Here is an 11,611-nt window from a genome sequence, read left to right on the forward strand (position 1 = left end):
GCCTGATGACGACCAGGCCCACCGCCACATGAACGAACGCACCTCAGTAAGGAAGACCATGAGCACCGTGAACCTCGGTAAGCAGCACCCTGACACCTATAAGAGCCTGGGGGCGCTCGACGCCCAGGCCGACACCGCCGCGCGGGAGGCGGGGCTCGATCCTCTGCTCGCCGAGCTGGTGCGAATCCGGGTCTCGCAGCTCAACGGCTGCGCCTTCTGCTTGCGCATGCACACCCGCGACGCCCTCGCCAAGGGCGAGAGCACCGACCGCCTCGCCGTCCTGGCCGCCTGGTGGGAGTCGCAGTACTTCACCGCCCAGGAACGCGCGGCCCTCGCCCTGGCCGAGCAGGTCACCGAACTGAACGTCCCGGAGCGGCACACCTGGGACGACGGTTCCCTCACCGACGAGCAGGTCTCCGCAGTCAGCTGGCTCGCGATCGTCATGAACGCCTGGAATCGGGTCGCCATCAGCAGCCACTATCGGGTCGCCCCCTGAAGCCGGTGCGATGCCGTGGGCAACGTCCCGCTCGTCCCGGAAGGACTCCTGATCGGCCATGACCGATCCCTGCGAAGTCCGAGGCCGACGCACTGCGGCCCGGACCTGCGGCGGTCGGACCCTGGCTCGGGGTGAGGAGCGTCCGAGGCCGACGAAGGCGGCTGCGGACGCTCCTTTCCCGTACATGGCCTGTGGTTGGCCACCTACCACCGCACGCACGGCGTGCGGTCCTTCCGCATCTGCTGCTCGACCGGCGGCGACACCCGTGGGGCGTCAACCACTGCAGGAAGGGTGCCGCCGGCACGCCGGCCGCGCCGAGGTCACTGCGTACCGCCCGGCCCGGCGACGTCCCGAACCACGTGACCGGCGAACCCATCCGGTCACAGCGCTACCCGGCCTGCTTGGAGCAGGTCCGGTCATTGACGGGCAGCTTGCCGGTGGCCAGGTACCGGTTGACCTTGTTGTCGACGCAGGCGTTCTCGTAGACGCCGTAGACCGCATGCCGGTTGGCGCCCCTGAGGGTGACCAGCTTGGAGCTCGGCAGCAGACCGTGCAGGGCGACGGCACCCGTGTGCGGGGTGCGCGGGTCGCCGGTGGCGGACACGATCAGCAGCTTCGCGTCGTGCTTCACCTCGGTGGGCTCCTCGCGGGGCCGGTCCCAGAAAGCGCACGGGTTGATGTTGCCGGCCAGCGGGCCGAAGCGCGGGGACGCGGCACGGCTGCGCTCGATGTCCCGCCAGTAGACCTCGGGGTCGCGCGGGGCCGCCCGGTCTCCGCAGATGACCGCGGACTGCACGCTGCCGTGGTGCGACTGTTCGGCGGTCATCGTGAACCGCAGAATCGCGGCGAACTGCGGTGACAGCCGGGTCAGCTGCCCGGCCGCGGCCTTCTTCAGCTCGGACACCTGCTCGCCGAGGGCCGCGCGGGACGTTTCGGTGTCGCTGTCGAGTCCGGCGACCAGGATCAACGGGATCCGGGTGTCGTCGAGCTGGAAGCTCTCCGGGGCGGTACCGACGGTCAGCGGGCCACGCGCGGATGCCCTGATGACGCGGTCGATGGTGGCGAGGACCTGGGCGCGGGTGCGGCCGAGGCCATAGGTGTCATTGCGGGCGGCAGTCCAAGTCGCCCAGTCGGCGAGCGCCTGCTCGTTCTCGCCGACGGCGTCCTTGAGCAACTGGGGGCCGAACTTGCGTGGGTCGATGGCACCGTCCAGGACCATGCGGTCGCTGCGGCCGGGAAACATCTGTGTGTAGACGGTGCCCAGATAGGTGCCGTACGAGTAGCCGAAGTAGGAGATCTTCTTCTCTCCGAGCGCGCCGCGGATGACGTCCATGTCTCGGGCCGTGTTGCGGGTGCTGACGTGCGGCAGCACGGAGGCGTTGGTGGCACGGCACTTGTCGGCCAGATCCTTCTGGAGGACGACCTGGCGCTCGAAGCTCGCCCGGCTGAGACCCGCCGAGAAGAGATTGGTGCCCACGGGCAGACCGCAGTCCAGCGGGGTGCTGCGGCCGACGAAGCGCGGGTCGAAGCCGACGATGTCGTAACGCGGGCCGACCGTCTTCATCCGCGCGTGGAACTCCGGCGGGGACTCAAGGGCGGTGCCACCGGGACCGCCGTTGTTGAGCAGGATCGAGCCGATGCGGTGCCGGGTATCCGTGGCCTTGAGCCGGGATATCGCGACCGTGATCGTACGGCCCCGGGGGGCGGCGTAGTCGAGCGGCACAGTGACCTCCGCGCACTGCACGCCCGCCCTGTCCAGATCTCGGCCCATGGTGTCGCCCGGGCCGTTGGCGCAGCTGCCCCAGATCAGGCGCTGGTCGTAGTAACGGTCGAGCCGGGCCTCGGACTTCGGCGCGGCGGGAGCCGCAGTTGCCGTGGCGGTGGGGGCGGTGCCGAGGCAGGCGGCGAGGGCGAGCCCCACGGCCGAGGTGCGGCGCATGGCGGTGCTGGATGTGATCACGAAACCTCCTTGAGGTGCTGCGTGTTGCGGTCGAGTACCTGCTGTCGCGCCGCGTTCCCCTTGGGTACGGCAACTGCCGCACCACTGGGCGCGAGGGCGATGCCAGGCACTGGTTCCCGCATCTCCTGACGCGGCGGCGGCGTGGGTCGGGTGGCGGTGGGGACCGTGGGCATCCGACGAATGCGGCGTAGGACCGCTGGAGTCGTTCCTGCCACGTGGCGGTGCGCGTGAGGGTCGGTGACGTCCGTGCCGTCGGAGAATCCGAGCACGCCGGCGACCGTCCCGACCGCCCGCTCTTGCCGCCCTTGCCGCACACCCTTGCCATCCGAATCGCACAGAGGTTCGATATTTAGCGATTCGCGCGCGACATAAACTCACGACCCCTCCCCTATCGAACTTGCTTCGATCGCTATACATTCGATCGATTCAGGAAGGCTACTACGTGACGGAAAGTAATTTCATCGCAGTTGGGGCCGAACCGACTCGGTTCGCCCCGCTCCGCGAGCACTTCGGCGCACCGCGCGAACTCCCGCTTTCCGCGATCGGCGCCCATCCGTGCCGACGCCCTGCGAACCATGCCGGCGTCCCGGTCCTTCTCGCGCTCACGCGTGCCGCAGATGGGGGCGATCACCCCACCCACCAGGTGACTCGCGACGAGGTCGGGCCGACATTCGATGAGCGACAGGCTCCCGCCGGGCCGCAGCCGGATGCCGCGGACGAAATATTGGGAAGCAATCCGAACAGGGAGTGCGTCTTCGGATGAGGACAGCGGTGCTCAGGCACATCCTCGAAGCGCTGGGACCGGCGCCGCTGCACCTTCTGACTGCGCGGGACGGAGCCGATGTACCGGTGTCCGGCGCACTGATCCACGAACCGCGCGCGCCGCTGCCCCCGATGCGCAACGCCATGCTCTTCGCTGTGGGCGTGCGGCCTTCGAGCGTCGAGGCAGCCGAGCTGCTCGGGCAGGCGGCGCTGGCCGGCTACACATGCTTGGTCATCAAGCGCTACGGCGAGTCGGCCGGCCGGCTGGTGGCCACCGCAGCGGAGGCAGGGATCTCGCTTCTGGCAGCGGACGAGGACATTGCCTGGCATCATCTTGATGCCCTGGTCTCCTCCGTCCTGGCGGAAACCGGGCGCACCGTTCATGGGGCCGGTGCGCCGGCCGTCGGGGACCTGTTCGCCCTGGCCAACGCGATCGCGGCCATGGTTGGCGGCGCGACGACCATCGAGGATCCGCGCCAGCGGATCCTGGCGTACTCCACTCTGCCCGACCAGCCGATCGATGAAGACCGACGGCAGGGCATTCTCGGCCTGCAGGTACCCGAACTCCCGGCGAACGGTGCGCTGTACCGCGAGGTGCACGGCACCACGCTGGTTCAGAGGTTCACCGACCCGATCGGCCTGCCCCGCCTTGCCGTCAGTGTGCACGCCGGGAGCGAACTGCTCGGGTCGATCTGGGTGGTCGACGCCGGCACTCTCGACCACGATGCCGTGCAGGCCCTCTCGCAGGCCGCGGCGACCGCGGCGTTGCACCTGCTGGCGGCGCGTACAGCCGCTGATGTCGCCCGCCGCCAGCGCGCCGATGTGCTCCGACGGCTGCTGGCCGACCCGGCTGCCGTCAACATCGTGGCGCCGCAGCTCAGCCTGGACCCGGACGTCTCCGTGGCCGTGGCCGCCTTCGTCGTTGTGCCCTGCGGCGGCGATGGCATCGCCACCGCGCAGGCGGCCGCTCGGCTGGCGGACCTCGTCAGCGTGTACGTCGAGGCGCACTACGGGCGGCACGGGTGCGCACTGATCGAAGGCACCGTCTACGCGCTGTTGCCGGCGGGGCCTGCCGGGCAGTCGTACCACGGCTTCGTGGCCAACATCGCCCGGCGGGCGATGTCCGCCCTTCGGATTCCCGTCCATGCCGCACTCGGTTCCCACGTCGCCGGACTGCACCTGGCGGCCCGCTCACGCCAGGATGCCGATGTGGTGCTGAAGGTCCTCGCCGAGCGGCCGGCAGAGCCTGGCCTGCCCTCCGTCGCCACGATCGACGAGGTCCGGGCGAGCGCGACCCTTCTGGAGCTGACCGAGGACCTTTCCGGCAATCCCCGGATGACGCAAGGGCTGGGACCTGCCATTCAGGTCTACGACCGCGAGCACGCCACGGCCTACGCCAGAACGCTGCTCACGTACCTGAACGCCAACAGTGACATCGCCGCCGCCTCCCGCCGGCTCAACGTGCATCCGAACACATGCCGATACCGGATCACGCGCGCCGAGGAGATCTTCCGCTTCAGCCTCGCCGACCAGGATGAGCGTCTCCTGCTCTGGATTCAGCTCCGCATCGGCGACCGGTTCACCGCACCATGACGCCACGGTTGCGGATGCTGATGACCGCGGAGCGGAGGGACGCGGTTCGGGCAGCGGTGGCAGTGCTCGCGGCGGGCCGACGCCGGGCATGCCGGAGGTCACTTCGGTCCGTGGACTTCAGCGGCTCCGACCACTGCCCGACGAACGGCCGGATCGCGTCCAGCGGTCTGTCCAGCGGTCTACAGAGGCAGCCACTGGGTACTGATGGTGACTGCCTTCAGTTCCTCGGGGAGGGGCATGACGCCGATACCGGGGCCTGTCGGCACCGGAAGGTGGCCGTCGCTCAGGACGAACGGAGCAGTGATGTCCGTCCGGTAGTAGCGGTCCGAGGCGGATGTGTCGCCGGGCAGTGTGAAGCCCGGCAGCGCTGCCAGTGCGATGTTCGCCGCCCGGCCCAGGCCGGTCTCCAGCATCCCACCGCACCACACCGGCACGCCGTGAGCGACGCAGACGTCGTGGATGCGGCGGGCCTCGAGATACCCACCGACGCGTCCGGGCTTGACATTGACGATCGAACACGCGCCGAGCCTGATCGCGTCAGCAGCCGCGCGGGCCGATGTGATGGACTCGTCCAGACAGATGGGCGTGCGGACAGCCTCGGCCAGCTCGGCGTGGCCGAGGATGTCTTCTTCGTCGAGCGGCTGCTCGATCAGCAGCAGGCCGAAGGGGTCGAGCCTTGCGAGATGGTGCGCATCGGCGCGTGTGTACGCCGTGTTCGCATCGACCTGCAACAGCACATCGTCGCCGAACCGCTCGCGTACCGCGCGTACCGGTTCGATGTCCCATCCGGGTTCGATCTTCAGCTTGATACGGACGTATCCCTCGTCGAGGTAGCCGCCGACGGCGTCGAGGAGCTCTCCGATGGAGGACATGATGCCGACCGAGACCCCGCAGGGGACACGGTCGTGTGCGGCGCCGAGCTCCTGCGCCAGCGGCCGGCCCAGGGCGCGCAGTTCCGCGTCGAGCACTCCCATTTCGAGCGCCGCCTTGGCCATCCGGTGTCCCTTAAACCGGGCCAGTGCGGGTGCGACGGCATTGGCGCTCAGCCGATCGTGCGCCGCGAGGGCGGGAACGAGGAAGCGGCTCAGTACATCCACCGCGGCGTCGGCGTACTCGGAGGAGTACAGCGGATCGACCGTGGCGACGCATTCTCCCCAGCCCTCCGCCTCGTCGGCGACCACACGCAGGAGCAGGGCTTCGCGCTCCGTCTCGGTGCCGAACGAGGTACGGAACGGTGCCACGAGTGGCAGGCGGATCCGGCGGAGTTCCACTCCGGTCAGTTTCATGCGTGCTGCCCTTCTGTTGTGTCGCGCTTGAGGACGTACCAACCGGACTTGTCGAATCCGGCGATGTGGAGGCCATCCGCCATCGCTGCCGTGAGCACCTCACGGAGCGCGGTGCGCCACGCCCGGCCGTGTTCGGGCTCTGCCGCGCGCAGCGACGTGATGTCCGGCGGCACGGCCACCAGCAGCGTGTCGCCGTCCGGCACGCCGGGCACCGGCAACCCGTCGTCGGAGCAGGCGAGCACCACCACGGCTCCGCGCCGCCGCTCGGACTCCGCGTCGCACGGCCGGACCGTTCCGGCGCCGGCGGCCGCCACTTCGGGCGTGTGCAAGGACCACCGGACGAGCAGCCGGTCGGTATCGTCGTATCCGTTGATGCCGTCGTGCATGCCGCCGTAGAAATTGGTCAGGTACTCCGTGGCCCCGGCGGCGAGTTTGGCCAGATTGAAGTACGCGTTGCGGCTGACGAGTGGGTCGAAGGTCCACGCGATCTCCGAGACGCCACGCGTCATCGCCCAGGCGCGCTGGTGCAGCTTGAGGGCGAAGCCGACGCTCCGGCCGTGTGCCGCCGCGGACACACCGGCGATGTGGCTGTGCATCGCCTCCGACGCGGGTGGGCCGAAGAAGCCGACACACGCGCCCACCAGCCGGGGTCCGTCGAACGCGCCGGTGACGTAGTTTCCGGCCTTGGCCAGGGCTCGCAGGAAGTCGAGCGGCACCGGCGGGCTCGCCGGGTCGGGGCGCCAGATCGTGTCGTAAAGCCTGTTCACCGCTTCGAGTTCACCGATTTCGGCGACCTCGCGCACCTGAACGCCCGCCGCGCGCGCCGCCAGGTCTGCGGCGTTCACCGCGGCGTCAGGGCCCGGCTCCGCACCGGCGCGGAGACTGTACAAGTCCACCACTCGCTCCATTCTCATTCTCGTGACCTCGTCCGGAACGGTCGTGACCGGCCCGCTGGGGAGGGACCGGCCGACGCCTCGTCGAGCAACCCGGCGACGAGCGCCGCGACCAGGGCGGCGCTTGCCGGCAACGCGGCTACCAGCACATGCTCGTCGTCGGCGTGGGCACCGCCGCCCACCGCGCCGAGCCCGTCCAGCGTGGGGGTGCCGACGCCGGCGGTGAAGTTGGCGTCCGAGCCGCCACCCACCGCAGCACGGATGGGTGGCGGCAGTCCCAGGTCGGCGGCCACGGCCACGGCGCGCGCGTACAGGGCTGCCGACGCCTCCGCGGCCAGCGGCGGACAGTTCGGGCCGCCCGTGATCTCCACGCGCGCACCGTCCAGCATCGGCTGCAGGGCGCGCATCGCGGCGTCGATCCGGTGCTGCTCGGCGACGTCGCGGACCCTCACATCGACCGTGAACGCCCCGGAGGCCGGCACGGTGTTCGACGTGACACCCGCAGACATCAGCGTCGGTGTGACCGTCGTGCCCCGGTCCGGGGCGGCGAGCGCGGTCACTGCCAGCACCTGACGAGCTGTCTCGACGGTGGCGTTGACACCGCGCTCGGGTTCCAGACCGGCGTGGGCGGCCCGGCCCGAGACGGCCACCTCGTACTGCGAGACACCTTTGCGCTCGGTCTTGAGCGCGCCTCCGTCGGCTGCCGCTTCCAGCACCAGAGCCGCGGCCAGGCCGGTGGCCTCGGTCTCGATGAGCGTCCGCGAGCCGGGCGCGCCGATCTCCTCGTCGGCGGTGATCAGAATCGTCACGCCCGAGGGGTCGGGAAGGCGGGCCGCGGCGTGCATCGCCAGCACCAGGCCCGCCTTCATGTCGAAGCAGCCCGGGCCGCGCAGCACGCCGTCGGCGACCGTGAACGGATGAGTCCTCAGCGTCCCTATCGGCCATACGGTGTCGTGGTGCCCGAGCAGCAGCACACGGGACGGCCCGTCGCCGAGGCGCCAGCGCAGGTGCGTACGCCCGTCCAGGACGATGCGTTCCGGGGCCACTCCGAGCCGCGCTGCGCCGATCCGTGCCACCGTGTCCGCGCTTCTGGCGAGCGCGGCCCGATCGCTGGACGGCGACTCGCACGTCACGAGCGCCTCGATGTCGGCGAGCATCTTCGGCAGCGCGGCGGTCATGTCGGCGACAAGCGTCGCGAGGTCCATGTCAGTCTTCCTTCGGCGTGGCGCGCAGGGCGACATGCAGATACCGCTCGCCTGTCGGCAGGGCGTAGAAGGTCACCGGAGCCCAGGACTTCCTCTCGGGGTCGTGGACGACGAACAGGTTCTCCTTGACCGGCACCATCGCCTGCTCGGTCTCCGGACCGGGCGTCGGACCGGCCGGCGGGCCGGTGACCGTCGTCCGCAGGATCGGACCGTCGTCCCCGTCGAGCACCTCCATCCGGACGCCCGCCCGCTCGTACGTGCCCAGATGGGGTCGTACGTCCTGCGGCACGGGCAGGGCCGGTGGGCCGAGCGGTGGCGGCATCGCCACGTCGGCGAGCTCGGCAAAGATCTCGCCGAACAGGTCCTCGTACAGCCCCGTCGTGTCGCCGCCGTTGGTGAGCAGAGCGACCGCAAGACGCTCGTCGGGCAGCAGGCGCAGACAGGAGACCTGTCCGCTCGTCGAGCCGTCGTGCCCGAGGAGCCGGCGGCCGTCCCAGCCGATACGGGACCAGCCGAGGCCCCATGAGTCGGCGCGGTCGTAGTGGGCCGGCAGTTCCACCTGGGCATCGGCCATCGCCGCGGCGCTCTCCTCGGTGAGCAGCCGGGTGCCATCGCGCGCCGTCCCGCCGGCGAGGTGCATTCGCGCGAACGTGAGCACGTCGGCGACGGTCGAGCTGATCAGGTCGGCGGGCGCCACCGCTCGCGGCAGTCCCCACACCGGTACACGCACCGGCTCGGTCCCGCCGCCGGTCATGTGGCCGACGGCGGTGCGGTGCAGCAGCGCCTCCTCGGGCAGCGTCACCGTACGCTCAAGGCCCAGCGGGGTGAAGAGCCGCTTCCGAATGGCCTCGTCCCACGTGTCGCCGGTCAGCTTCTCGATCACCCGGCCGGCCAGCGAGAAGCCGGCGTCGCAGTAGGACCAGGTCGCGTCCGGCGGATGGTTCTGCGCCACGCCGGCCAGCAGTGCCACGTACTTCTCCAGGCAGTCGTCTCCTCGTCCGGTGTCGGTGAGGACGTCGCCGTCGATGCCGCTCGTGTGCGTGAGCAGATGCCGCATGGTCACGTGCTTGGCGATGTCCGGCCCGGAAAGCCGCAGCTCGGGCAGGACTTCGGCGATCGGGGTGTCGAGGCGCAGCAGACCCTCGTCGACGAGCTGCATGACGACCGTCGCCGTCCAGACCTTGGTGATCGAGCCGATCTGGAATAGGGAGTCGGTCGTCGTCCCGACACCGGTGTCCTTGTTGAGCACGCCGTACGCAGCTTCGGCGAACTCGTCCTCGCTGCCGGAACCCATCCGCAGGATGCCGAGCGTGGCTCCGGGTACGTGGTGGTACTCGGCAAGCGTGGTCAGCCGGCGCTGCCAGTGCGCGGCGTCGAGGCGGGGCCGTGCGGGACCGGAGCTCCTGCCGGCGTACTGCTCGACCCAGTCCACGATGCGACGGTTGAAGTCGATCCGCTGCGACGGCGGCCCGTCGAGGACGAACAGGTGCGATGCCTGCGGGTAGAGCACGAGCCGGGTGGGTACGCCACGCCCCCGCAGCGCCGTGTGCCACTGCTGGGCCTGGCCGACCGGGCAGCCCAGGTCCGCCGTGCCGTGCAGGATCAGGGTCGGCGTCCTGACCTGGTCGACCCGGGTCAGCGGTGACATCGCCGCGTAGCGGTCCGGGGCGGTCCACGGAAGAGCACCGAGTTCGGACAGGCCGAACACATGGGCGTCGTCGGCCGTGCCGGTCAGGCTGACGAGGTCGCTGATCACTCCACCGGTCACCGCGGCCGCGAACCGGTCGTCCCGGCTGGTGAGGTAGCAGGTCAGATATCCGCCGTAACTGTAGCCGGAGACGGCCAGCCTGGCAGGGTCGGCGATCCCCGCTGCCACGAGATCGTCGATGGGTTCCAGGAGGTCCTTCGCATCGGCCTCGCCCCAGGCACCGACCGCGGCGTTCCAGTACCGCTCGCCGTACCCGTCGCTGCCGCGGGGGTTCAGCAGCAGTACGGCCCAGCCGCGCGCCACGAGTTCCTGGTGGTAGAGCTCCACCTCGTTGGCGGCACCGTTCCACGCGTTGTGCGGTCCGCCATGGATGTCCAGGAGCAGCGGGCGTGCACCTTCCACGGCCGGGTCGTGGACGAGCCAGCCCTGGACGACCGTGCCGTCCGAGACGGTGAACTCCCGTTCCTCGCGCGGGAACAGTTCGACATCGGCCAGACCCGCCCCGTGTTCGGTCCGGACCGCTTCCGCACCCGTCGCGAGGTCCACGGTGACGATCTCGCCGAACGAGGCCGGCGTGCCGAGCACCATGACGGCCGTGTCACCCGCCACTGACAGGCCCATGACGTTCCGCCCGGCACCCGCGACGAGTGGACGGGGAGTGCCGCCCTCGGCGGACACCGCGTACAGATGGGTACAGCCGCGATCACGGGCGCAGAACAGGATCGTGCGACCGTTGTCGCCGAACTGCGGCAGGGCCCCGGGGTAGCCCGGACCACCCGGCATCACGTTGCGGTCCAGTGCGGCGGCGGGCTCTTCCGGTGCGCCGCCGTCGAGCGGAACACGCAGGAGGCGGGCGTGGCCGGCCGGTTCGCCGGCAGTCCCCACGACGAGGAGTGCCGTTGCGTCCGGCGTCCACAGGATCGGACCGGCGAACCCGTCGGGCAGGCCGGCCGGCTCCGGCTCCGCCGGCTCGCCGCTCACGTCGAGGACGTACAGGGGCATGCGGGCCCGCAGATCCGCGTCCGGAGCCATCGCCGCGGCGAACGCCAGCCGTTTCGAATCCGGTGACCAGGCAGGATGGCTGGCATGCCAGTCCCCCTCGGTCACCTGGCGGCACCGTCCGGTGGCCAGGTCGAGGACGTGCAGGTGACGGCGTACGGCGCCCAGCAGACCCGCGCCGTCCTCCTGATAGGTGAGCCGGTCCGCGACGAGCGGTGCGTTCGCGCGAACCTCGGGCGACATGCCGTCCGAGCCGGCCGCGAGCGGATCCACCGCTGCCACGAAGGCGATCTTCGAGCCGTCCGGGCTCCACACGGGCGCACCGGCCCCGAGCGGAAGTGTGGTCAGTTGCCGGGCCTCCCCGCCGTCGGCGGGGAGCAGCCATATCTGCGCTGCCCCGTCCCGCGAGCGCAGGAAGGCGATGTGTCCGCCGTCCGGTGACCACGCGGGTGAGGTGTCGGCCGTGCCGTGGGTCAGTTGCCGCGGCCGGCCGGTGCGGGTGCCGACGCGCCAGACGGCGCGCACGTTCCGGTCGGCTTCCGCGTCGCAGGTGCGCAGCACGTAGAGGCACTCGTTGCCGTCCGGCGACAGTGCCGGCTGCTCCGGAACGGCGAACGTGGTCAGGTCGTCGATGCGCTGGCGGCGTGCCGCGCGCGAGGGCTTGGTCAAGGTCATGGCTTCTCTTCGGTTGGAGGGTGTGCCGGGGATC

The 11,611-nt window shown here is 70.5% G+C and carries 7 protein-coding genes; 2 read left to right on the top strand and 5 right to left on the bottom strand.

Going from position 1 to position 11,611, the window contains the following annotated elements; all coding sequences use genetic code 11:
• The first annotated feature begins 58 nt into the window (after positions 1–58).
• Positions 59–496 (top strand): carboxymuconolactone decarboxylase family protein, encoded by a 438-nt coding sequence (locus OHA98_RS21110; RefSeq protein ID WP_266928195.1) that lies wholly within the window; start codon positions 59–61, stop codon positions 494–496.
• Positions 497–884: 388 nt separating this feature from the next.
• Here OHA98_RS21110 and OHA98_RS21120 read toward each other — a convergent pair whose 3' ends face one another.
• Entirely contained in the window at positions 885–2,435 is a 1,551-nt protein-coding gene (locus OHA98_RS21120; protein WP_266930833.1) for an alpha/beta hydrolase, read from the bottom strand.
• A gap of 792 nt (positions 2,436–3,227) precedes the next feature.
• On the opposite strand from OHA98_RS21120, the gene OHA98_RS21125 reads away from it, so the two are divergent.
• Complete coding sequence (locus OHA98_RS21125) at positions 3,228–4,811, top strand: CdaR family transcriptional regulator (protein ID WP_266928196.1); 1,584 nt, start codon at positions 3,228–3,230, stop codon at positions 4,809–4,811.
• 179 nt (positions 4,812–4,990) lie between these two features.
• On the opposite strand, the gene menC is transcribed toward OHA98_RS21125, so the two are convergent.
• Genes menC through OHA98_RS21145 form a run of 4 tightly spaced genes read right to left on the bottom strand, consistent with a single transcriptional unit; the run spans position 4,991 to position 11,577 of the window.
• Positions 4,991–6,097 (bottom strand): o-succinylbenzoate synthase, encoded by a 1,107-nt coding sequence (gene menC / locus OHA98_RS21130; protein WP_266928198.1) that lies wholly within the window; start codon positions 6,095–6,097, stop codon positions 4,991–4,993.
• Positions 6,094–6,993, bottom strand: coding sequence for a GNAT family N-acetyltransferase (locus OHA98_RS21135; RefSeq protein ID WP_266928200.1), 900 nt, complete (start codon positions 6,991–6,993; stop codon positions 6,094–6,096). Before OHA98_RS21135 ends, menC begins: the two co-directional genes overlap by 4 nt.
• Before the next feature lie 14 nt (positions 6,994–7,007).
• Entirely contained in the window at positions 7,008–8,195 is a 1,188-nt protein-coding gene (locus OHA98_RS21140; RefSeq protein WP_266928202.1) for a M20/M25/M40 family metallo-hydrolase, read from the bottom strand.
• A 1-nt stretch (position 8,196) separates the two neighbouring features.
• A complete protein-coding gene (locus OHA98_RS21145) occupies positions 8,197–11,577 on the bottom strand; it encodes a serine hydrolase (protein WP_266928203.1) in 3,381 nt (1,126 codons plus the stop codon).
• Between the last annotated feature and the right edge of the window lie 34 nt (positions 11,578–11,611).

Source organism: Streptomyces sp. NBC_00654 (assembly GCF_026341775.1).
GTDB lineage: Bacteria > Actinomycetota > Actinomycetes > Streptomycetales > Streptomycetaceae > Streptomyces.

Bases quoted from the DNA above. Each gene is read 5' to 3' on its own strand.
- OHA98_RS21110 (WP_266928195.1), top strand. From the start codon at position 59: ATGAGCACCGTGAACCTCGGTAAGCAGCACCCTGACACCTATAAGAGC.
- OHA98_RS21120 (WP_266930833.1), bottom strand. From the start codon at position 2,435: ATGCGCCGCACCTCGGCCGTGGGGCTCGCCCTCGCCGCCTGCCTCGGC.
- menC (WP_266928198.1), bottom strand. From the start codon at position 6,097: ATGAAACTGACCGGAGTGGAACTCCGCCGGATCCGCCTGCCACTCGTG.
- OHA98_RS21140 (WP_266928202.1), bottom strand. From the start codon at position 8,195: ATGGACCTCGCGACGCTTGTCGCCGACATGACCGCCGCGCTGCCGAAG.
- OHA98_RS21145 (WP_266928203.1), bottom strand. From the start codon at position 11,577: ATGACCTTGACCAAGCCCTCGCGCGCGGCACGCCGCCAGCGCATCGAC.